The 23,511-nt window shown below is 62.9% G+C and carries 17 protein-coding genes and 1 pseudogene; 4 read left to right on the plus strand and 14 right to left on the minus strand.

The window, feature by feature from the left end; translation table 11 throughout:
• The 9 genes from VFE81_RS23075 to rpsB all read right to left on the minus strand — a co-directional run.
• Positions 1 to 558: POTRA domain-containing protein (locus tag VFE81_RS23075; RefSeq protein WP_325046810.1), on the minus strand; the 558-nt coding region annotated here is incomplete at its 3' end.
• A gap of 67 nt (positions 559 to 625) precedes the next feature.
• Positions 626 to 2,011, minus strand: a complete 1,386-nt coding sequence (gene rseP / locus VFE81_RS23080) for an RIP metalloprotease RseP (protein ID WP_325046811.1) — start codon at positions 2,009 to 2,011, stop codon at positions 626 to 628.
• A 7-nt stretch (positions 2,012 to 2,018) separates the two neighbouring features.
• On the minus strand, positions 2,019 to 3,224 hold the full coding sequence (locus tag VFE81_RS23085) for a 1-deoxy-D-xylulose-5-phosphate reductoisomerase (RefSeq protein WP_325046812.1): 1,206 nt from the start codon (positions 3,222 to 3,224) through the stop codon (positions 2,019 to 2,021).
• A 10-nt stretch (positions 3,225 to 3,234) separates the two neighbouring features.
• Complete coding sequence (locus VFE81_RS23090; protein ID WP_325046813.1) at positions 3,235 to 4,056, minus strand: phosphatidate cytidylyltransferase; 822 nt, start codon at positions 4,054 to 4,056, stop codon at positions 3,235 to 3,237.
• Positions 4,050 to 4,832: a polyprenyl diphosphate synthase gene (gene uppS / locus VFE81_RS23095; RefSeq protein WP_115780231.1), complete on the minus strand. Its 783-nt coding sequence runs from the start codon at positions 4,830 to 4,832 to the stop codon at positions 4,050 to 4,052. Before uppS ends, VFE81_RS23090 begins: the two co-directional genes overlap by 7 nt.
• Before the next feature lie 64 nt (positions 4,833 to 4,896).
• Positions 4,897 to 5,457, minus strand: coding sequence for a ribosome recycling factor (gene frr / locus VFE81_RS23100; protein WP_028199370.1), 561 nt, complete (start codon positions 5,455 to 5,457; stop codon positions 4,897 to 4,899).
• Between the two features lie 100 nt (positions 5,458 to 5,557).
• Positions 5,558 to 6,271 (minus strand): UMP kinase, encoded by a 714-nt coding sequence (gene pyrH / locus VFE81_RS23105; RefSeq protein WP_011488865.1) that lies wholly within the window; start codon positions 6,269 to 6,271, stop codon positions 5,558 to 5,560.
• Between the two features lie 220 nt (positions 6,272 to 6,491).
• Positions 6,492 to 7,373 carry a translation elongation factor Ts gene (gene tsf, locus VFE81_RS23110; RefSeq protein ID WP_325046814.1) on the minus strand — a complete coding sequence of 294 codons (882 nt, stop codon included), beginning with the start codon at positions 7,371 to 7,373 and terminating at the stop codon, positions 6,492 to 6,494.
• Between the two features lie 193 nt (positions 7,374 to 7,566).
• On the minus strand, positions 7,567 to 8,319 hold the full coding sequence (gene rpsB, locus VFE81_RS23115) for a 30S ribosomal protein S2 (RefSeq protein ID WP_325046815.1): 753 nt from the start codon (positions 8,317 to 8,319) through the stop codon (positions 7,567 to 7,569).
• Between the two features lie 407 nt (positions 8,320 to 8,726).
• Between rpsB and map the strand changes: the two genes are divergently transcribed.
• The 3 genes from map to VFE81_RS23130 are packed head-to-tail and all read left to right on the plus strand — an operon-like array spanning position 8,727 to position 14,127.
• A complete protein-coding gene (gene map, locus VFE81_RS23120) occupies positions 8,727 to 9,536 on the plus strand; it encodes a type I methionyl aminopeptidase (protein WP_325046816.1) in 810 nt (269 codons plus the stop codon).
• Positions 9,537 to 9,567: 31 nt separating this feature from the next.
• Entirely contained in the window at positions 9,568 to 12,147 is a 2,580-nt protein-coding gene (locus tag VFE81_RS23125) for a [protein-PII] uridylyltransferase (RefSeq protein ID WP_325046817.1), read from the plus strand.
• Between the two features lie 6 nt (positions 12,148 to 12,153).
• Entirely contained in the window at positions 12,154 to 14,127 is a 1,974-nt protein-coding gene (locus VFE81_RS23130) for a pseudouridine synthase (protein WP_325046818.1), read from the plus strand.
• A gap of 124 nt (positions 14,128 to 14,251) precedes the next feature.
• On the opposite strand, the gene def is transcribed toward VFE81_RS23130, so the two are convergent.
• The 5 genes from def to VFE81_RS23155 form a co-directional block, all read right to left on the minus strand.
• Positions 14,252 to 14,785, minus strand: a complete 534-nt coding sequence (def, locus tag VFE81_RS23135) for a peptide deformylase (protein WP_325046819.1) — start codon at positions 14,783 to 14,785, stop codon at positions 14,252 to 14,254.
• A complete protein-coding gene (gene ligA / locus VFE81_RS23140) occupies positions 14,782 to 16,848 on the minus strand; it encodes an NAD-dependent DNA ligase LigA (protein WP_325046820.1) in 2,067 nt (688 codons plus the stop codon). The genes def and ligA overlap by 4 nt, the downstream gene beginning before the upstream one ends.
• Before the next feature lie 176 nt (positions 16,849 to 17,024).
• Positions 17,025 to 18,296: a cell division protein ZipA C-terminal FtsZ-binding domain-containing protein gene (locus VFE81_RS23145; protein ID WP_325046821.1), complete on the minus strand. Its 1,272-nt coding sequence runs from the start codon at positions 18,294 to 18,296 to the stop codon at positions 17,025 to 17,027.
• A gap of 117 nt (positions 18,297 to 18,413) precedes the next feature.
• Positions 18,414 to 21,932: a chromosome segregation protein SMC gene (gene smc / locus VFE81_RS23150; protein WP_325046822.1), complete on the minus strand. Its 3,519-nt coding sequence runs from the start codon at positions 21,930 to 21,932 to the stop codon at positions 18,414 to 18,416.
• Positions 21,933 to 22,081: 149 nt separating this feature from the next.
• Positions 22,082 to 23,068, minus strand: coding sequence for a DMT family transporter (locus VFE81_RS23155; protein WP_325046823.1), 987 nt, complete (start codon positions 23,066 to 23,068; stop codon positions 22,082 to 22,084).
• 130 nt (positions 23,069 to 23,198) lie between these two features.
• Between VFE81_RS23155 and VFE81_RS23160 the strand changes: the two are divergent.
• Positions 23,199 to 23,511, plus strand: a pseudogene (locus tag VFE81_RS23160) (hypothetical protein); the annotation flags it as partial.

Raw genomic sequence — 23,511 nt, forward strand, 5'->3', positions numbered from 1 at the left:
GATCTGGCGGATCTTCGCGCTCGGACCTTCAGCCACCGAGAACAGCACCGACACGCGGTTGCGGTCGATCGGCGTGATCGTGGTGGTGACTTCGGCCGCATAGTAGCCGCGCGTCAGGTACTGGCGCTTCAGTTCCTGCTCGGCCTTGTCGACGAGTGCCTTGTCGTAGTAACGGCCTTGCGACAAACCGACAGCGCGCAGCGCCTTGGTCAGGTTGTCCTTGTCAAACTCGTGAATGCCGGAAAAGTCGATCGTGCCGATGGCCGGACGTTCCAGCACCTGCACGATGACGACATTGCCTTGGGTCGCGATCTTGACGTCGTTGAAGAAGCCCGTGGCGTACAGCGCGCGAATGGCTTCAGAAGCCTTGTCGTCGCTAAACGTGTCGCCCTGCTTGATGGGCAGGTAGGCGAACACGGTACCAGGTTCGACGCGTTGCAATCCCTCGATCCGGATGTCTTGCACCACGAAGGGCGTTGTTGCGTGAGCAAGCAGCCCATGCGCGGCAAACGCCGCGGCTATAACCGTCTTTGGAACAAAGCGATGAGGTTTAAACAACGTGCTTCCCCAGTGTGTATAGCTGCATCAGGTCGGGCGGTCGCCATCGTGAACGCCGCCAGACACTTTAAAAATGGATTAAACGAGCCAGATCGTTGAACAGCGCAATCGCCGACAACGCGACGATGCAGGCGAGACCCGCCCTCTGAAAAACGAGTTGCCAGCGATCAGAGACAACTTTGCCGGTTACAGCTTCAACCAAATAATATAACAGATGACCCCCGTCCAATACCGGAATTGGTAACAGGTTCAGTACGCCGAGGCTAATACTGACAAGGGCCAGGAACGACAGGAATGCAGAAGGACCTAGACGTGCGCTCTTTCCTGCGTAATCCGCGATCGTGACAGGACCTGAAAGATTCTTCAGCGAAGCCTCGCCTACAATCATTCGCCCGAACATGCGCACCGAATAAACGGCCAGGTCCCACGTACGGCGCGCGCCCAGTTGCAGACTTTCGACCGGCCCGTAACGCACGTCGATCGACGGCACCTGGGTGGCAAGTTCCGCGCCGATGCGGCCGATCTGCTGCCCCGTCGCGTCATCACGCTGCGACTGCGGGACGATGCGAACGTCTTCCAGCTTGCCCGCCGCCGGCCCACCACGCTCCACTTGCAGCGTCACAGGCTTGCCGGCGTGCGATTTTACATAAGCGATGAAGGCCGTGGCATTGTCGGTAGGAATACCGTCGACTGCGCGAAGACGGTCGCCCACAGCAAGGCCTGCCTTTTGCGCTGCGCTATCCGCCTGCACGCCCGCGACCGTCAGCTTGCCACCACCCGGCTCGAAACCGAGATGTGACATAAAGTCGTCGTCGACGTCTTTCTCGGTGATCCCGCGCAGATCCAGCTGGAAATCCGAGGTGCCGTGGGCATCTTTCGCGCTCAGCACAACGCGCTTGTGATCGAATGCCGCGCCCAGCAGTTTCCAGCGCAGGTCGGACCACGAGCGCACGTGCTCAGATTCGCCGGCGTTCTCGGTACGCACCGCGACGATGGTTTCGCCACCGTCGAAGCCGGCCAGCGCCGCCGGCGTATTCGGAGCAGGCGCAGCAACCACGGCCGCCGGTTCCGTCACGCCAGTGGCGAATACCAGGGCGAACAGCACGATGGCGAGCAGGAAGTTCGCGATCGGGCCCGCCGCGACAATCGCGAAACGGCGCCACACCGACTGCCGGTTGAACGCATGCGGCAGGGCTTCAACCGGAATCGGCGCCCCGCCGGTCTCGCGCTCGTCGAGCATCTTCACGTAGCCGCCAAGCGGCAGCGCGGCAATCGTCCATTCGGTGCCCGTTTTCGGGCTCACCCATTGGAACAGCGGCTTGCCGAAGCCGATCGAAAAGCGCAATACCTTGACACCGCACAAACGCGCGATGCTGTAATGCCCGTACTCATGGACGACCACGAGTACACCGATGGCGACCGCGAAGGCAAGCAATTCGATCAGCAGATTCATAGGCGCCTCACTGGACGGCGCGTTCCGTGCGACGGGCGCCGTCCGGCAGACGCACGATGAAATCGGCAGCGGCGCGGCGCGCGGCGGCGTCGGCCTCAATCACGTCTTCGAGCGCGTGCGCGCTGCGGTTTGGCAACGCGTTGAGTACGGTGTCGACAACCTGAGCGATCGCCATGAAACCGATCTGACGCGACAGAAACGCTTCAACAGCGACTTCGTTCGCGGCATTCAAAGCCGCGCTCGCCAACCCACCCTCGGCCAGCGCCTTCACCGCAAGCGCGAGACACGGGAAGCGTGTGTAATCCGGCTTTTCGAACGAAAGCGACGCGACCTGCAGCAGATCGAGCTGCGCCACACCCGAATCGACGCGGTCCGGAAATGCCAACGCGTGAGCGATCGGCGTGCGCATGTCGGGATTGCCCAGTTGCGCGAGCACCGAACCATCGGCGTACGACACCATCGAATGGATCACGCTTTGCGGGTGAATTAGCACCTCAATGCGCTCGCCCGGCAAATTGAAGAGCCAGTGCGCCTCGATCACTTCGAGGCCCTTGTTCATCATCGTGGCGGAGTCGACCGAAATCTTGCGGCCCATGACCCAGTTCGGATGCTTGCAGGCCTCGTCAGGCGTGACGTCGGCCAGCGTGGCCGGTTCACGCGTGCGGAACGGACCGCCCGACGCGGTCAGGATGATCTTCGAGACGCCGCCATGTAGGGCGGCTTCGCGCGGCAGGCATTGGAAAATGGCGTTGTGTTCGCTATCGACCGGCAGCAGTACCGCGCCGTTGTCGCGCACCGCGTCCATGAAGATCGCGCCGGACATGACCAGCGCTTCCTTGTTGGCGAGCAGAATGCGCTTACCGGCACGAGCGGCAGCCAGGCTGGGCGCGAGGCCGGCGGCGCCGACGATCGCCGCCACCACCGTATCGCAGCCGGCGCTCTCCGACACGTCGACGAGCGCTTGCGGTCCGTACGTGACTTCGGTCTTGCAGCCCGCTTCGCGCAGTTTCGCAGCAACTTGCATGGCCGTATCGGCACCGCCGACTACCGCGACTTCGGGCTGAAAGCGCAGGCATTGCTCGACGAGCTTGTCGCCGTTGCGATGCGCCGTGAGCGCGTAAACCGAAAAGCGCTCGGGATGACGCGCGACGACGTCGAGCGTGCTGTCTCCAATCGAGCCCGTTGAACCGAGCAATGTCAGACGTTTTTGCATATCTCTTTCTCTAGCCGAGCAGCAGCATGGCAAGCGGCAGCACCGGCAACAATGCGTCGATGCGGTCGAGAACGCCACCGTGCCCAGGCAACAGGCCGCTCGAATCTTTCACTCCGGCCTGGCGTTTCATCATTGATTCGAACAGGTCGCCCACCACGCTGAATGCCACCAGCAGGGTCAGTGCGAGCAGCGTACGTACGGCGCCTAATTGCACCAGCAGCGCAGAATACAGGGTCGGCTCGAACGCGTGCAAAAAGACCGCCGCCGCTGCGACGATCATCACCACCAGCCAGCCGCCGATCGCGCCCTCCCAGGTCTTACCCGGGCTGATGGCAGGCGCCAGCTTGTGCTTCCCGAAAGCTTTTCCAGAGAAGTATGCGCCGATATCGGCCAGCCATACCAATAGCAGCAGCGACAGCACGAACGGTACGCCCTTCATCCGCGCGGCGACGAGAGCATGCCAGCACGCGACGAATACCACAATGCCGGCAAGGAATAGAAAAGCGCGCCAGGCGCCTTGCGCGAGGGTCGGCTTGCGCAGAAGCACATACGGCCCCGCGATCACCCAGAAAATAGCAGCCGCCTGAAAGAGCGGCCGGGGCTCCTCGACACCGGTACCGAGACGTGTGCTCGCGACCAGCGCAACGGCGGCCACCAGCGCGTAAACGATCGGGCCCGCGCCGCCAAGCTTCAGCAGGCGCGCCCATTCCCACGCAGCGAACACGACGACGAAGGCGATCAGCGCGCCGAACGCGCCCACCGGCGCGAACAACGTGACCGGCAGAAAGATCGCCAGCAGGATGATCGCCGTGATGACACGGGTTTTTAGCATGGAAGCGAATCGACGTTTTGCGATTGCGGCTCGAGTTGAGCACTGGTACGGCCGAAGCGGCGCTCGCGCTCCGCGTAGGAAGCGATAGCGTGGCCGAGCGCGTCCGCGTCGAAATCCGGCCAGAAGGTGTCGGTGAAGTAGAACTCGGTGTAGGCGAGTTGCCACAGCAGGAAGTTGCTGACGCGACGCTCGCCGCCGGTGCGGATAAAGAGGTCCGGCTCCGGCGCATAGGCCATAGACAGGTGTTCGGCGAACGAGTCTTCGTTCACCTCGACCGCCTTGCCCGCCAGCGCCGATTGCTCGGCAAGCTTGCGGGTGGCCTGCATGATGTCCCAGCGGCCACCGTAGTTGGCGGCGATGGTCAGCGTGAGACGGGTATTGCGCGCGGTTTTGGTTTCCGCGCGCTTGATCAGGTCGCGGATGCGAGTGTCGAATTTCGACAGATCGCCCACTACCCGCAGACGGATGCCGTTCGCGTGCAGCTTGCCGATCTCGCGCTCCAGCGCCGTGACGAACAGACGCATCAGGAACGACACTTCGTCGTTCGGGCGGCGCCAGTTTTCCGAGCTGAAGGCAAAGAGCGTCAGATATTCGACGCCCTGTCGGGCGCACGCCTCGACGGCCGCACGCACCGCGTCGACACCGCGCGTATGGCCGGCCACGCGAGGCAACCGGCGTTGGGTTGCCCAACGGCCGTTGCCATCCATGATGATCGCGATATGTCGCGGCACCGCGGCGACATCAGGCACGCGCACGGTTGAGCTGGTATAGGTCATGGCCGTCGGGACAGTGACTGCAAAAAAAGAAGTGGAAATCTTGAAGGTGCGAAGCCGTGCGGCCTCAGACCGTCATGATCTCGGCTTCTTTGGTCACTACAAGTTTGTCGATTTCCGTGACGAACTTGTCCGTCAGTTTCTGAACGTCGTCACCTGCACGGCGCTCGTCATCTTCCGAAATTTCCTTGTCTTTAACGAGCTTTTTCAGTTGCTCGTTTGCGTCACGGCGCAGGTTACGGATGGCGACTTTGGCCGTTTCCGCTTCGCTCTTGACCACCTTGGTCAGTTCGCGGCGGCGTTCTTCGGTCAGTGCGGGCATCGGCACGCGGATCACGTCGCCTTGCGTAGCCGGGTTCAGACCGAGGTCCGACTCGCGGATCGCCTTTTCGACGACCTGGACCATCTTCTTTTCCCACGGCTGCACGCCGATCGTACGTGCGTCGATCAGCGTCAGGTTCGCGACCTGCGAAATCGGCACCGGCGAACCGTAGTAATCGCACTGGATGTGATCGAGCAGGCCCGTATGTGCACGGCCCGTGCGGATCTTCGACAGATCGTTCTTGAACGCGTCGATGGAACGCTGCATCTTTTGTTCAGCGCCCTTCCTGATATCAGCCACAGACATTTTTAAACCTCCGAACCTTCAAAACGGTGCGGGCCGGCCAGCACGCGCAGTATGCGGCGGCCTGGGCCCGCGTTAAAGCCCACGTTATGTGAACGAGAGTTTACACGTGGACGAGGGTGCCCTCGTCCTCGCCTTGTACGATGCGCTTGAGCGCGCCCGGCTTGACGATCGAAAACACCCGGATCGGCAGCTTCTGGTCGCGGCACAGCGCGAACGCCGTGGCGTCCATCACCTGCAGATTGCGGCCAATTGCTTCGTCGAAGCTGATCGTGGTGTAACGGGTCGCGCTCGGGTCTTTCTTGGGGTCGGCGGAATAGACGCCGTCCACCTTGGTGGCTTTCAGCACGACTTCCGCGCCGATTTCCGAGCCGCGCAGTGCAGCGGCCGTATCCGTCGTGAAGAACGGGTTGCCGGTACCGGCCGCGAAAATCACGACTTTGCCTTCTTCGAGCTGGCGAATCGCGCGGGGCCGGATGTACGGCTCGACCACCTGGTCCATGCGCAGCGCGGATTGCACGCGCGCTTCAATACCGGCGTGGCGCATTGCGTCCTGCAGCGCCAGCGCATTCATCATGGTGGCCAGCATGCCCATGTAGTCAGCCGTGGCGCGATCCATACCGGCCGCGCCGCCCGCCACGCCGCGGAAAATATTGCCGCCACCGATCACCACGGCCAGCTGCGTTCCGAGACGGACCACTTCGGCCACGTCCGCTACCATTCGTTCGATGGTTGCGCGATTGATGCCAAAGGCATCGTCGCCCATCAGAGCTTCACCGGAGAGTTTGAGCAGGACGCGTTTATAGGCAGTGGGCATAGGGGTATCCAGATCGCGCAGAACAGGGCAACAACAAGGGACTAATGTAGGGGTGAAATGCTGATTCGGGCAAGCGTCGCCAAATTGACGAACCCTGGGGTTCGCCAGAGGCGGCCGCGCAACGAGGGTCAACCCGCGCGCAGCCTTGCGGCGCAGCCGACCGCGGCAAAGTCTTGCTCCGCCGCGGGTCCAACGGTACTAACTGAAGCTTAAGCGATGCTTATTGTTGCTTTGCAGCAGCGACTTGAGCGGCCACTTCAGCTGCGAAGTCGTCCTGCTTCTTCTCGATGCCTTCGCCGACCACGAACAGCGCGAACTTCTGCACGCTCGCGTTGCCAGCCTTCAGCATCTGTTCGATCGTCTGCTTGTCGTTCTTAACGAACGTCTGGTTCAGCAGCGACACTTCCTTCAGGTACTTCTGCACGCTACCGTCGACCATCTTGGCGACGATTTCAGCCGGCTTGCCCGATTCAGCAGCCTTCTGTTCCGCAATGCTGCGTTCCTTGGCGATCAGATCCGCCGGGACGTCGTTCGACGACAGCGAAACCGGCTTCATGGCGGCGATGTGCATGGCCACGTCCTTGCCGACCTGCTCGTCCGCGCCGGTGTACTCGACCAGCACGCCGATACGCGTGCCGTGCAGGTACGCTGCCAGCTTGTTCGCCGTGTCGAAACGCACGAAGCGGCGGATCGACAGGTTTTCACCGATCTTGCCGACCAGTGCCAGACGCACTGCGTCGACCGTCGAGCCGTCCAGCGGCAGTGCCGACAGAGCGGCGACGTCAGCCGGGTTTTGCGTAGCGACCAGTTCAGCGACGGTCTTCGAGAAAGCCAGGAAGTCGTCGTTCTTCGAAACGAAGTCGGTTTCGCAGTTCAGCTCGACCAGCGAACCCGCGTTGCCGCCGATAAACGATGCGACCACGCCTTCGGCCGTCACGCGCGACGCAGCCTTGCTGGCCTTATTCCCCAGCTTCACGCGCAGCAGCTCTTCAGCGCGCGCCATGTCGCCGTCGGCTTCCGTCAGCGCCTTCTTGCATTCCATCATCGGCGCGTCAGTCTTTGCGCGCAGTTCTGCAACCATGCTTGCGGTAATTGCCGCCATCATTTGCTCCTTGAGTTCCGTCTGTCACACGCCGCCCGGACTTCGATACCGGCGGCAAGAATTCGTTTCAACGTTGCACGTATTTTTTACGGGCTACGTGTCAGGCACTGCTCACAGCACACCACTACTTTGTCGCGGCTTAAAAAAAGGGGGCCTGTAGAAAGCCCCCTTTTTTGCCGGACACGGGGCAGCTTTACGCTTCCGAGTTGACCTCGACGAACTCGTCGCCGTCGCCACCACGCGCAGCTTGCACCACTTCGTTGACCGCGTTCGCACGGCCTTCAAGGATCGCGTCAGCCACGCCAGCCGTGTACAGAGCGACAGCCTTCGAAGCGTCGTCGTTACCCGGGATCACGTAGTCGATGCCAATCGGCGAGTGGTTCGTATCGACCACAGCGATGACCGGCACGCCGAGCTTGTTAGCTTCGGTGACGGCAATCTTGTGGTAGCCGACGTCGACGACGAAGATCGCGTCCGGAATGCCGCCCATGTCCTTCACGCCGCCGATCGACTTTTGCAGCTTGGCCATTTCGCGTTCGAACAGGAGCGCTTCTTTCTTGCTCATGCGTTCGGTTTCGCCGGCTTCCAGCGCTGCTTCCATGTCCTTCAGGCGCTTGATCGATACTTTCAGCGTCTTGAAGTTGGTCAGCATGCCGCCGAGCCAGCGTGCGTTGACGTACGGCATACCTGCGCGCTTTGCTTCTTCAGCGATGGTGTCGCGCGATTGACGCTTCGTGCCGACGAACAGGATCGTGCCGCGATTCGCTGCCAGTTGACGCGCGTACTTCAGCGCGTCGTTGTACATCGGCAGCGTCTTTTCGAGGTTGATAATGTGAATCTTGTTGCGATGACCGAAAATGAAAGGGGCCATCTTCGGGTTCCAGAAGCGCGTTTGGTGACCGAAGTGGACACCGGCTTCCAGCATTTGACGCATGGTAACTGCCATGAAATTCTCCGCGAGGGTTGGGTCTTAAGCCGGCTGCCGCATCTGCCGCGCTGCCATTGCTTTTCTGGCTGAACGCGACGGACACCCTGGGTGCGCCGGCTTGCGAGTCTGCTGCCTGGGTACTGCCTTACTCCCTATAGCTCAGGCAACTATCACTACAGGGAGTCTTTCCCACCAGTTTGCGCTCATTAGAACAGCAATAAAGCAACAAAATAAGACAGGGATCGACTTAGCCAAAGATTATAGCACGTGACTATTGGCCGACTCAACCCGCGCGGTAGCGCCCGCTAGCCGCGGCCGGGTTGCACCTAGGCGCTCGCCGCCTTATCGCAAACACTGGCAAAACCCTGCGGCAGCCGGAATATGGTGCGATAATCTTGCAATAAATCGCATTTCAGGCCCGACTCATGGCTATTACGCTCAAAACCGAACACGATATCGCGCAGATGCGCGTCGCCTGCAAGCTCGCGAGCGAAGTGCTCGACTACATCACACCGTTCGTTGCAGCCGGCATCACGACCGGTGAACTCGACCGGCTGTGTCACGAATACATGCTCAAGGAACAAGGCACGGTCCCGGCGCCGCTGAATTATCAGCCGCCGGGCTATCCGCCTTACCCGAAAGCCACCTGCATTTCGGTGAACGACGTGATCTGTCACGGCATTCCGGGCGACAAGACGCTGAAAAACGGCGATGCACTGAATATCGACGTCACGGTGATCAAGGAAGGCTATTTCGGCGATACCAGCCGGATGTTCATCGTCGGCGAAGGCTCGATTATGGCTAAGCGCCTCGTGCAAACCACCTTCGAATGTATGTGGCTCGGCATCGATCAGGTGCGCCCGGGCGCCCATCTCGGCGACATCGGCTACGCAATCCAGAAGCACGCCGAAGGCCAGGGCTACAGCGTGGTGCGTGAATATTGCGGCCATGGCATCAGCACGGTATTCCACGAAGACCCGCAGATTCTGCATTACGGCCGCCCCGGCACCGGGCTCGAACTGCAGGCCGGCATGATCTTCACAATCGAACCGATGATCAATGCCGGTCGGCGCGACATCCGCACCATGCCGGACCAGTGGACCGTCAAGACCAAAGACCGCAGCCTGTCGGCACAGTGGGAACATACCGTACTCGTCACCGAAGCCGGCTACGACGTGCTGACTGTCTCGGCTGGCACGCCCGCGCGTCCGCCGGTTGTCGCCGCGACGGCCTGACCGACTTCCGACCTCACCTGCCAGCCTGCCAATGAGTAGTGTTCCAGCCGTCGCCCACTCCCATGCCACGTCGCTCAAGGCGGACTATAAAGTGGCCAAAGCCCAGTTGCTGGAACGCTTTAAAACCGCCTCCAACGTCGACTCGCTGATGGCCGCGCTCGCGCGTGCCACGGACGAGTCGCTGCGCGCCGCCTGGAACACCTGTCAGCTACCGCCTGAACTGACCCTGCTGGCCGTGGGCGGTTACGGGCGAGGCGAACTCGCGCCGCATTCCGACATCGACATTCTGGTCCTGCTGCCCGACACGCCGATCGAGCATCTCGAAGCGCGCATCGAACGCTTTATCAGCCTCGCGTGGGATTTGGGCCTCGAACTGGGCAGCAGCGTGCGCAGCGTGTCGCAATGTCTCGAAGAATCCGCCAACGACGTCACCGTGCGCACCTCGCTGCTCGAAGCACGGCGCATTACGGGCAGCGCCCCGCTCTTCGACGACTTTGCGAAGCGCTACCGCGAAGCGCTCGATCCGCGGGCGTTCTTCCAGGCCAAAGTGCTGGAAATGCGTCAGCGGCACGCCAAGTTTCAGGACACCCCGTATTCGCTCGAACCGAACATCAAGGAAAGCCCGGGCGGCCTGCGCGATCTGCAACTGATTCTGTGGATTACACAAGCTGCGGATTTTGGCAGCAGCTGGCGCGAACTCGAAGCACGCGGTCTGATCACCGAGCGTGAAGCGCGCGAACTGCGCCGCAACGAAGGCTTCCTGAAAACGCTGCGTGCCCGGCTGCATGTGATCGCCGGCCGCCGCCAGGACATTCTGGTATTCGACCTGCAAACGGCGGTGGCCGAAAGCTTCGGCTACAAGCCGACGGCCACCAAGCGCGCCAGCGAACAGCTGATGCGCCGCTATTACTGGTCCGCCAAAGCGGTTACGCAGCTCGCCACCATCCTGATCCAGAACATCGAAGCGCAGCTTTTCCCCAATACGAGCGGCATCACTCGCGTGCTGTCGGACCGTTTCGTCGAAAAGCAGGGCATGCTGGAAATCGCCAGCGACGACGTATTCCAGCGCGAGCCGAACGCGATCCTCGAAGCTTTCCTGCTCTACGAACAGACGCCGGGCGTGAAGGGTTTGTCGGCGCGCACGCTGCGCGCGATCTACAATGCTCGCGAGGTGATGGATCAGCATTGGCGGCGCGATCCGGAAAACCGGCGCCTGTTCATGGACATCCTGAAGCAGCCCGCCGGCATCACGCACGCGCTGCGTCTGATGAACCAGACCAGCGTGCTCGGGCGCTATCTGCTGAACTTCCGGCGCATTGTCGGACAGATGCAGCACGACCTGTATCACGTGTATACGGTCGATCAGCACATCCTGATGGTATTGCGTAATCTGCGCCGCTTCGCGGTAGCCGAGCATGCGCACGAATATCCGTTCTGCAGCCAGTTGATCGTGAACTTCGACCGGCCGTGGGTGCTGTACGTGGCCGCGCTCTTTCACGATATCGCCAAGGGCCGTGGCGGCGACCATTCCACGCTCGGCATGGCCGATGCGCGGCGCTTTTGCCGCACCCATGGCATCGAGGGCGAGGACGGCGAACTGGTCGTCTGGCTGGTCCAGCAGCATCTGACGATGAGCCAGGTCGCGCAGAAACAGGATACGAGCGACCCCGAAGTCATCAAGCGATTTGCCGAACTGGTCGGCAACGAGCGCCGATTGACTGCGCTTTACCTGCTGACCGTGGCCGACATTCGCGGCACCAGCCCGAAAGTCTGGAACACGTGGAAAGGCAAGCTGCTCGAGGACCTGTACCGCGCCACCGTGGCGGTGCTCGGTGGCGCAAGGCCTGACGCGCATTCGGAACTGAAATCGCGCCAGGAAGAGGCGCTTGCGTTGCTGCGCCTCGAAACCGTGCCGGAAGGCGCGCAAAAGGCGCTGTGGGACAAGCTCGATATCGGCTATTTCCTGCGCCACGACGCAGCGGATATCGCCTGGCAAACCCGCGTGCTGTACCGGCACGTCGAGACCACGACGCCGATTGTGCGGGCGCGTCCGTCGCCGATCGGCGAAGCGCTTCAGGTGCTGGTGTATGTGAAAGATCAACCCGATCTGTTCGCCGGCATTTGTGCGTATTTCGACCGCAACGGCTTGTCGGTGCTCGATGCGCGGGTCAGCACGACCCGTCACGGGTACGCGCTCGATAATTTCCTCGTCGCGCATACCGAAGAAGACGTGCATTATCGCGATATTGCCAATCTGGTCGAACAGGAACTGACCGCACGCCTCACGGGCGACGGCACTCTGCTTCCGGGACCGTCGAAAGGCCGTTTGTCACGGCTCTCGCGGACCTTCCCTGTTACGCCGCGCGTCGATCTTCGGGCCGACGAGCGCGGCCAATATTACATCCTGTCCGTGTCTGCGAACGACCGGCCGGGCCTTCTTTATTCGATCGCGCGCGTGCTGGCCGAGCACCGGGTCGGCGTCGCGTCGGCGCGGATCAATACGCTCGGCGAACGCGTCGAGGACGTGTTCCTGCTGGATGGGCACGGTCTGTCGGACAACCGCCTGCAAATTCAGGTCGAGACCGAACTGCTGCGCGCGATTGCAGTGTGAGATTTCATGCGAGTCAAATTAACAGCCAAGCACCCGCGGCCGGCTTCGTCCGAACGCGCCCCTGTCCGTACCGGAAGCACCTCGGCGCGTAAGCCGACGCGTCCGGCCGGGCCAAGGCCGTCCTCACCGACGGCTGGTTTCAGCGGGGCGCGGGGTGAAGGCGCTGCGTCAGGCGGCAAGCGACCGGCTGGGGCCGGTAAGCCGGCGAGCGCCGGTGCGCGTGCACCACGGGCTGAAGGATCGTTTTCCCGCGAGCGGGATGCGGGTGGTGCTGGCGCTGCACGCCGGGCACCGTCGGATCGGCCGCCGCGGCGTGAAGGGACCGGCGGTGCGCCGCGCCGCTTCGAGGGTAGTGGCGATCGCGCTCCGCGTCGGGACGATGGTGAGCGTGCACCCCGTAAGTTTGAAGATGGTGGTGACCGTAGCGAACGCGCTCCGCGCCGCGCTGACGGCGAGCGCACTCAAGGCGCGCCGCGCCGGTTTGAGGGCGGAGGCGACCGTGCTCCGCGCCGGGATGATGGCGCTCGTGCGCCCCGTAAGTTTGAAGGTGGCGGTGACCGTAGCGAACGTGCTCCGCGCCGCGCTGACGGCGAGCGCACTCAAGGCGCACCCCGCCGCTTCGAAGGAAGCCCGGACCGCAGCGAGCGCGCACCCCGCAGTTTTGACAGCAACCGCGCCCCACGACGTGACGACGGCGAACGCCGCTCGTTCAGCGGTCCGCGCCCGGGCGCAGGCCGTCCGTCGGAAGGCGGCCCACGTGGCGAACGTCCGGCGCGTGATGCATCGGATCGGCCACGCTTCGGCGGCGACCGTGGCGCCCCGCAGGAGCGCCGCAGCGGCCAACGCGGGCCGCGTAGCGACAGCGACGCACCGCGCCGTTTTGAAGGCGAGCGTGGCGAGCGCACGTTCGCGAAGCCCGTCAAAAGCAGCTACGGTGATCGCACGGACCGTCCGGCGCGTGCACCGCGCGACGACCGCGGCGAACGAGTACCGGCCAAGCGTGAATTCGGCGATCGTCCGGCGCGTGCCGGCGAACGTACCGACCGAGGCGAACGCCCTGCTCGCACCTTCGACAAGGCGCTGCCGGCCGCCGGCCGCCGCTTTGGCGACGACGAGCGCCCCGCCCGTGCCGACAAGCCGCGCGGCCCGGCATCCGCAGCCAAAACCGAACGCGACGCCGATGCTGCGCCGCGCACGCCTCGCCGCGATTACGAAGACGCACCGGGCACCCTGCGCCTGTCCAAGCTGATGTCGGAACTCGGCCTGTGCTCACGCCGCGAAGCCGACGAGTGGATCGAAAAAGGCTGGGTGCTGGTCGACGGTGAGCGGATCGACACGCTCGGCACCAAGGTTCGTCCGGACCAGCGCATCGAGATCGACCCTGCCGCCGAAGCCGCACAAGCGAGCCAGGTGACGGTCCTGATCCACAAGCCCGTGGGCCTCGTATCGGGCCAGGCGGAAGACGGCTATCAACCGGCGATCACGCTGGTCACGCCGGAAAATCGCTGGGAAGGCGACAGTTCTGACATCCGCTTCTCGGTCTCGCATCTGCGCCAGCTCGCACCGGCCGGACGCCTGGACATCGACTCGACGGGCTTGCTGGTGCTGACGCAGGACGGCCGCATCGCCAAGCAACTGATCGGCGGTCATTCGGAGATCGACAAGGAGTATCTGGTGCGCGTCTCGTTCGGCGAGCACACCACTGACGTCGAAAATCACTTCCCGCCGGAGAGCCTCGCGCTCTTGTGCCACGGCCTCTCGCTCGACGACGTGCCGCTGAAACCCGCACAGGTCAATTGGCAAAACGGCGAGCAACTGCGTTTCGTACTGCGCGAAGGCAAGAAGCGCCAGATCCGCCGGATGTGCGAACTGGTCGGCCTCGAAGTGATTGGCCTGAAGCGGGTACGGATGGGCCAGGTGATGCTGGGTGCATTGCCGCCGGGCCAATGGCGCTATCTGTCTGCGGACGAGTCGTTTTGATGCCGGAAGCTTGACGCTCAAACAGCGAACAACCACTGTGCCCACACCGTGAAGCTCATCCAACAAAAAACCCACGCCAATGCGTGGGTTTTTTGTTTCCGGCAGCGCCAGCCACAATGCGGCGTCAGTCGTCGCTATTCGGGTCCATATCCGGAAACAGGATTTCCGTGAAGCCGAACTTCGCGAAATCGTTGATCCGCATCGGGTACAGCTTGCCGATCAGGTGATCGCACTCATGCTGCACGACACGCGCGTGAAAGCCCTCGGCGACGCGGTCGATCGGCTTACCGAATTGATCGAAGCCGTGATACTTGATCATCGAGAACCGGCTCACCGCGCCTCGCAGGCCCGGCACCGACAGACAGCCTTCCCAGCCCTCTTCCATATCCTGCGACACCGGCGTAATAGTCGGATTGATCAGCACCGTCTCCGGCACCGGCGGCGCGTCCGGATAGCGCTCGTTGTGCCCGAAGCCGAAGATCACCACCTGCAGATTGACGCCGATCTGCGGTGCGGCCAGCCCCGCGCCGTTCGCGTCATGCATGGTCTCGAACATGTCTTTGACAAGCTCGTGCAGTTCGGGGGTGTCGAAATGGTCGACCGGATCGGCAATTTGCAAAAGGCGCGGATCGCCCATCTTGAGAATTTCGCGGATCATAACTGCCCCTCCAGGAGCTTACGCATACCATCTTCGTCGAGTACGGGGACACCGAGTTCCTCCGCCTTCGCCAACTTGCTGCCGGCTTCGGCTCCGGCCACCACGTAGTCTGTTTTCTTCGACACCGAACCGGCCACTTTCGCTCCTGCCGCTTCGAGCATTTCCTTCGCCTCTTCGCGAGCCAGCGTCGGCAAGGTGCCGGTCAACACGACCGTTTTGCCTGCCAGCACACCTTGCGGCGCCTTCGGCGCGGGCGGCCCTTCTGCCCATGTGACCTTGCCCGGCGCGCGCAGTTGCTCGATCACCGTGCGGTTGTGCTCTTCGGCAAAAAACTGATGAATCGACTCGGCCACCACGGGCCCGACGTCGTTCACCTCCAGCAATTCCTCGACCGAAGCATCCATGATTGGATTCAGCGAGCCGAAATGTTTGGCCAGATCTTTCGCCGTCGATTCGCCGACATGCCGGATACCGAGTGCGTAAATAAAGCGCGCCAGCGTGGTGTGCTTGGCTTTTTCGAGCGAGTCGAGCAGATTCTGCGCGGACTTTTCGGCGAAACGGTCGAGTTCAGCAAGTGTTGCAAAGCCGACGTTGAACAGATCGGCCGGCGTACGCACCAGATTTTGCTCGACGAGTTGATCGATGATCTTTTCGCCGAGTCCGTCGATATCCAGCGCCCGCCGCTGCGCAAAGTGCCACAACGCCTGTTTGCGCTGCGCCGGGCAGAACAGCCCGCCCGTGCAGCGCGCAATCGCCTCGTCCGGCAGCCGTTCGATGCTCGAACCACACACCGGGCAGTGCGTGGGCATGACGAACTCGCGGGCGTCGTCAGGGCGGCGGTCGAGCAGCGCGCTTACCACTTCGGGAATCACGTCGCCGGCGCGCCGCACGATCACCGTGTCGCCGATGCGGATATCCTTGCGGCGCACTTCGTCTTCATTGTGCAACGTCGCGTTCGTCACCGTCGCACCGCCGACGAACACCGGCTCCAGCCGCGCAACCGGCGTGATCGCACCGGTGCGGCCGACCTGCACGTCGATCGCGACGAGTTTGGTCAACGCTTCCTGCGCGGGGAATTTGTGTGCCAATGCAAAACGCGGCGCGCGCGAGACAAAGCCGAGCGCGTCCTGCTCATCGCGCCGGTTGACCTTGTAGACAACGCCGTCGATATCGTAAGGCAGTGTGTCGCGCTTCTCGCCTACCCCGTGGAAGAATCCCAGCAAGCCTTCGGCGCCCTGCACCACCGCCCGCTCGCCATTCACCGGCAAGCCGAGTTCCTTGTACCAGTCGAGCAGTTCGCTATGCGTGGCCGGCATCTCGAACCCTTCGAGCATACCGATTCCATAAGCGAAGAACGACAGCGGGCGCTGCGCGGTGATTTTCGAATCGAGCTGCCGCAGGCTGCCCGCGGCAGCATTACGCGGATTGGCGAATTCCTTCTGCTCAGCAGCCCGTTGACGCTCGTTCAGGCGCTCAAAATCGCGCTTGAACATGAGCACTTCGCCGCGCACATCGAGCACATGCGGCACGCGCTTGCCCTTGAGCTTGAGTGGAATGGAACGGATCGTGCGGACGTTCTCGGTGACGTTCTCGCCGGTGGCGCCGTCGCCTCGCGTGGACGCCTGGACGAACGTGCCGTCGACGTAACGCAGCGAGATAGCGAGGCCGTCGAATTTGAACTCAGCCGCGTAACCCACCGGCACCGGCGGCTCGCTCGCGTTCTTGCCGAGCGCGTCGCCGACGCGCTTGTCGAACGCGACGATGTCTTCGTCCTCGAAGCCGTTGTTCAGCGAAAGCATGGGTTGGTCGTGCAAAACCGGCTCGAAACCGGTTGACGCCTCGCCGCCCACGCGCTGGGTGGGCGAATCCGGCACGATCAGATCCGGATGCTCCGTCTCGATTCGCTCCAGTTCCTTGAAGAGCTTGTCGTATTCCGCGTCCGGCAAGTCCGGCTGGTCGAGCACGTAGTACGCGTAATTGGCGCGTTCGAGTTCCGCGCGCAGCCACGCGGCCCGCTCTGCGGGAGCGCTGGTTGCAGGGTTTGAGGCGGGGGTTCGGGCCATGCTGTCGGACGCTTCTTCAATGGAATTCAGACATTGGATTATCGCAGGAAGCGTGCCCCTTTACATCGGCCGAATGGCCAGTTTCGTGCGTTCGGCATTACTGTGAAACGGCCACCGAAAACGCCAACGGCCGCACATCGTGCGGCCGTTGAGTACAACATAAAAAAGCAGAACCGTTACTGGCTGAACAAACGCCGGGTCGCCGGCGAACCCGCCGGAATACCCGCCTGTTCGAGCTTTGCGTAGAGCGTCATCAACTGCTTTTCGATCGCCAGCAGCGCGGTTTCCGGCAGCGGACGGCGCCCGTCGTCGACCACCCGCCCGCCGATGCGCTCAGCCAACGATTTCGCGTAGTCGCACATCAGGCGGAACGGCAGGATGTCTTCGTCAGCGACCGGCACGTCCAGCACCAGCGTGATCATCTGGCCGCCTTTGTAGGTCAGGTCGTCGCGCAGGAAATTGGTGTCGCCGAATTGAAGCATGAACACCGGGCTCTGCTTCGAGTCGAGCTTGACAAAGCGCGTGCCGTCGCGCGAGAGCAGCAGGCCGTCCTGTGACGCGATTGCCTGGACATAGTTGGCCGACCACGGCGCTCCGTCGGAGAGCACGTTGATCGACAGTTGCGCATCGCACTGCGCGGCGAAGCCGTCGAGTTCGCGCGCCATCGCCACCGTTTCGAGCATGTCGGGGAATTCCGGCGATGCGTCGAGTGCATCGGCAAACTGCTGCACGCCGGTCACAAACTCAGAGAATTCCAGTTCGTTGAGCGCCCCGCTACGATTGGCCAATTGCGCGGCCGCGCGCAGCTCTTCATAGCGAGCGCCGTTCTGCAGCAGCTCCCAGGCCCCGCCTTCGAGCTTGCCTTCGATATGTACCGGCTTGCTGCCGGCACGGCGCAGACGTTGCGCGAGCGGAATCACCTTGTCGCCGGCCACCGGGCCGTTCAGACGAATCGGCACGATGCAGTCGATGCGGCGATCGACGATAGCCGGGGGCGCCGACGAAATCGTTGTGGCCGCGGGCAGGATCGGCTCGACCGGTTCACCGGCTTGCGAAGTCTTGCCCGTTTCACCCACCACACCGCCTTCGGCTTCAGCAATGCCCTCAGCTTCTGGATAGCCGTTCGGCGTAGTCGTCTCGGCCTGAATATCGGCCGGCGTATCGAGCGGCGCGGCCGTTGCGCCAAAAGTCGGCTCGACGCGTGCCGCAGCGGTTTCCCCCGCCGTGTCTGGACCCACTACCGGTTCGCGCCGCGTGGTCGGCCGGGCCGGTTCGATAAACGGGCTCTGCTCTTCCTGATCGTCCCGCGCGAAACTTTCGGCGGCATCGGCCGGCATCGGGCGCGGCATCTTGCGGCGCACCTTCGCGCCTTGCCACGCGTTGTACACGACCACGCCCCCGACCACCACGGCGCCCGCGCCGATCAAACCGAGTGTCAACTCGTCCATGCATGCTCCATCAGCAATTCTTCTGTCTGCGCGGCTATGCACCCGCCCCATGTGTCGCGCGGCCGATGGCCGCTGCGCTGAACGCGGACGCCCGCGATGATCAACTTAAACGAAAACTCAAACGATATTCTGGGCGAAACCGGCAGCCGATTCCATGTCGACGGCAACGATTCGCGACACACCCTGCTCCTGCATGGTCACGCCGATCAGTTGCTGCGCCATTTCCATCGCAATCTTGTTGTGCGAAATGAACAGGAACTGGGTCTTGTCCGACATCGCGCGCACGAGGTTCGCGAAGCGTTCCGTGTTGGCGTCGTCGAGCGGCGCGTCCACTTCGTCGAGCAGACAGAACGGCGCGGGATTCAGCTGGAACATCGCGAACACCAGCGCGGTGGCGGTCAATGCCTTCTCGCCGCCTGACAGCAGGTGAATCGTCGAATTCTTCTTGCCCGGCGGCTGCGCCATCACCTGCACGCCGGCGTCGAGAATCTCGTCGCCGGTCATGATCAGCCTGGCCTGGCCACCGCCAAAGAGACGCGGGAACAGCTCGCCGAAATGACGGTTCACTTCGTCGAAGGTGCCTTGCAGCAGCGTACGCGTTTCGCCGTCGATCTTGCGGATCGCGTCTTCGAGCGTTTCGATCGCGTTGTTCAGGTCGGCCGATTGCGCATCGAGGAATGTCTTGCGCTCGCTCGCCGCCTTCAGTTCATCCAGCGCGGCCATGTTGACCGGGCCGAGCGCCGTGATCGCGTTGTTGATCCGCGTGACCTCGCCTTGCAGATACGACGGCTTCATGTCCGGCGTGAGCTTGGCCTGCAATTGCGCTTCATCGACGCCAGCTTCAGCCAGTTGTTCGATGAACTGCTCGCCACTCAGGCGCGCGGCCTGTTCCTTCAACTGCAATTCGTTGATGCGGTCGCGCAGCGGTTGCAGCGCACGCTCGGCGCTCAGACGGGTTTCGTCGGCGGCACGCAGCTTGGCGGTCAGATCGTCCAGTTCGAGGCGTGCGGCGTGCAGCGCTTCTTCCTTGACCGCGCGGATATCGAGCGCGTCCTGCAAGCCGGTGTGCGCGGTTTGCTGGTTGATCGTTTCCAGTTCGGCGCGCGCATCTTCCAGCGACGCAGCGACGCGTTCGCTCTGCTCGTGCGAGACCTGGATGCTGCGCTTCAATTCGTCGATGCGGTTCGCCATATTGCGCGCGGCGAAGCGCGCGTCAGTAGCGGCCCGATCGAGATCGCGCGATTGAGCACGCGCGGCGGTGAGCTGTTCGTCGAGTGCTTCGAAGGCCATCTGGTGATCTTCGAAACGCGCCTGCAATTCGGCGAGTTCGGAGTCGTGACGCTCGAAATTCGCTTCCGATTCACCACGCAATGCGCGCTGCTCTTCGATCTGTGCGGTGATTTCTTCGAGCTCTTCACGGATTTGCGTGCTGCGCTGCATGTAGCGCTCATGCGCTTGCGCGAGCTTGAGCACGTCCATCTGCAATGCGTGCACGCGTTGGGTCGCGCGCTCCGACTGTTGACGTACGTCGGTCAAAGCTTGTGCAGCTTGCGTGTGCGCGGCTTCCGCGCGGATCGCGGTGGCCTTCGCCTCATCGGCGAGCAAGGCTTGCGCACGCACCTGACGGCCCAGATTTTCGATTTCCTGCTGACGGGCCAGCATGCCGGCCTGTTCGGAATCGGCGGCATACAACTGGACGCCGACACGCGTCACGACGTGACCGGCCTTCACGACGAACGAGCCGCCTTCCGGCAACTGCGAGCGCATGGCGAGTGCCTGTTGCAGATCGTCAGCGACGAAGGCGAGGCCGAGCCAGTCGTTCAGTACGGCGCGAATACCTGCATCGTCGATACGAACCAGCGACAGCAGCGGACGCAAAGCCGCTGGCGTCGCAACCGGCTGACCGGCTGCCGGCGGTGCGTAGAACGCGAGCTTGGCCGGCGGCGCATCGGTGGCGAACGCCTTGACCCAGTCGAGGTTCGACACTTCCAGCGCGGCGAGCCGCTCACGCAGCACCGCTTCCAGCGCGGCTTCCCAGCCGGCTTCGACGTGCAGCTTCTTCCACAGACGCGGCAAGCCGCTCAACTCATGCTTTTCGAGCCACGGCTGGATCTTGCCTTCGGTCTGGACGTTTTCCTGCAATTGCTTGAGCGCGGCAAGGCGTGCGTCAAGCTGATGAATCTGAGCATTCTCCGACTGCACGCGCTCCTGGGCAGCGCGCCGTTCGCCGTCGAGACGCGGCAGCGTTTCCTGCGCGTCGGCGAGACGGGTCTGCGCGTCATGCAGGATTTCTTCGTGCTCGGCGAGCTGCATGCGCAGGTCTTCGAGCTGCGCTTCGTCGGGCGCATCGAGGCCGCCCGCTTCCGACTTCAGCCGCTCGTGACGCTGCTGCAACTGCTGCAATTGCTGATCGGCATTGCGCTGATGCGCGGCTTCGAGCTTGAGTGCCTGTTCGGTCTGCGCGATACCGCCGCGCTCGGCGTTCAGTTCGGTCTGCGCATCGCGCCAGCGGGCTTCTAGCGCCGGCATCGCATCATGCTTGCCGGCGGCTTCGTCTTCGGCCAGCGCAGCTTTTTCTTCGGCGACAGCCAGTTGTTCTTCCGCGTCTTCGAGATCGTCTTGCGCCTTTTGGGCTTGCGACTGCCACTGCTCACGCTGCGCGGTCAATGCGGCGATCTGCGCCTGCACACGGTTGCGCGATTCGACAATGAACTTGATTTCGGCCTCAAGGCGGCTGACTTCGGCATTCGCCTCGTACAACGCGCCTTGCGCGCCCTGCATCGCGTCGCTGGCGGAATAGTGCGCGACGCGCAGCGTTTCGAGCTGCGCTTCGACTTCGCGCAGCTTCGCGGTTTGCGCTTCGAGGTCGATCTGCGCCTGTTCGATCGCGCGTTGCTGGCGTTCCTGCTCGCCACCGGCTTCGTTCTTGCGCAACAGCCACAACAGACGCTGCTTCTCTTCGCCGTCGGCCTGCAAATCCTTGTACCTGGTCGCGACGACCGCCTGCGCCTCGAGCTTCTCGAGATTCGCACCAAGTTCGCGGACGATGTCTTCGACGCGAATCAGGTTCTCGCGCGTGTCATGCAGACGGTTCTCCGTCTCGCGGCGACGTTCCTTGTACTTCGATACGCCCGCGGCTTCTTCGAGGAACACGCGCAGCTCTTCCGGTTTCGCCTCGATCAGGCGCGCGATCATGCCCTGCCCGATGATCGCGTATGCACGCGGCCCGAGACCGGTACCGAGGAAGATGTCCTGAATGTCGCGGCGGCGCGCCGGCAGATTGTTGATGTAGTAGCTCGAGGTGCCGTCGCGCGTGAGCACGCGCTTGACGGCGATTTCGGCATACTGCCCCCACTGCCCGGCGGCACGGCCGTCGGCGTTGTCGAACACGAGTTCGACGCTGGCGCGGCTACCGGGCTTGCGCGCGGTCGAGCCATTGAAGATCACGTCCTGCATCGACTCGCCGCGCAGCTCGGAAGCGCGCGATTCGCCGAGCACCCAGCGCACGGCGTCGATGATGTTGGACTTGCCGCACCCATTCGGTCCGACCACGCCAACGAGCTGGCCCGGGACCTGGAAATGCGTGGGATCGACGAATGACTTGAAGCCAGCGAGTTTGATCGAGGTCAGACGCACGGCGATTTCGCTGTTTGAAAAGGGAAAATAAAAAGTGGCTCGTGAAGGTCGCGCCAGCCGTTCGCCGATGCAGCGAAACGGCCCGCGAAACCCCGCGATACGGGCGCCAATCGCACGCCGTGAAGCGTGCGTCAGCTAATGAGGGGCAATCATACCATCGCGCGTGAGCGGTTCTTACCGTCCTTACGGTCTGCGTCGTCATCGACGTCGAGCCCCACATCCTGATTGGCCGGATCAGGCGGCAAGGCACGGGTCCGGTGCACCCAACTGGACAGTGCCGACGCCAGCACGATGCACGCGCCGCCGGCCCATTCGCGCGGGCCCGGCGTCTCGCCGGCGAAGAGCCACGCGGACAAAGCCGTGACCACGATTTCGAACAGCATGATGATCGAGGCCCGATTGGCCGGCACGCGCGCGAGTCCATACTGCACGAGCATATTGTTGGACGCCAGCAGAAAACCGAGGCCGAGCACTAGCAACGCGGCCGTGCCGAGATGCGCACCGGTGGGCGGTGCGGGCATCGCTTCGAACAGCGACGCACAGGCGCTGAAAATCGCCGCGCCACCGAAGATCGTCGCAGTGCGCATTTCGGGCTTCATCTCAGGCAGCACGCGGCTTGTCTTGAGGATCAGCACGTTGCTCATCGCGAAGCCCATGCCGCCCGCAAGTCCTGCCCATTCGGCGAGGTTGCCGGGCACCGGAAGGCCCAGTTGCGGCGACCAGAGCATGGTCATCGCGCCGGCCAGCGACAACGCGGCGAGGCCCGCGCCCGCCCAGGTCAGCCGTTCGTGCAGGATGAAGTGCGCAAAGAGCGCGGTCCAGGCGGGGGTGAGATAGAACAGCAGCAGGACGCGCATCACTTCGCCGTGGATCGAGCCCCAGACGAAGCCGAGATTGGTCACGCCCGCTGCCAGCGCGAGAGCCGGCAGCAGCCAGTGCCAGCGCACGGTCTTGAGCGCACGATAACGGACCAGCAGAACGAACAGGCAACCAGCGGCGCTCGTCAGTGCGCTTGCCGCCGTGCCGGTCACGCCGAGCGCATTCAGCATGCGCAGCGGGTACCAGATCATGCCCCACACGGAGGCGCCCAGCATGATCGCGAGGGTGGGCCAGCCATTACGAAGCCAGTTGCTCATGGTGCGGCACTCCCGCGGCGGTTGCTGCTCCTGCGGGCGGGGTGGCCGACTTTGCCGACGGCGGCGTTCCTGCGCCCCCTTCGTTCGAATCGTCCAAATCGTTCGGATGTCTGCCTTGCTGCTACGACCATTGCTGCTCCTGCTTCTTTTTTGCGCGAACCGTCCGCGGTTCGCGTCGTTCCCGCTGCGTCGCATTGCCTGCGCTGCCTGGCGGGTTGCGCGGCGTCCTGACGGCCGCGCGCCACGTTATAATCATTCGTTCGCCGCCGCTGCCACCGTTTTCGCGCCTTCCAGGCGCTTTGCCATCAGCGCGCGTACCCAGCACTTCCCAGCATCTGTCTGCGCCCATCTTCGATCAGGCTCGATCCGCCCAGTGAACCCGCTACTCGACTCCCTTCAGCCCTACCCGTTCGAAAAGCTGCGCGCGCTTTTCAAGGACATCA

This window comes from Paraburkholderia sp. (genome assembly GCF_035656215.1).
Lineage (GTDB): Bacteria > Pseudomonadota > Gammaproteobacteria > Burkholderiales > Burkholderiaceae > Paraburkholderia.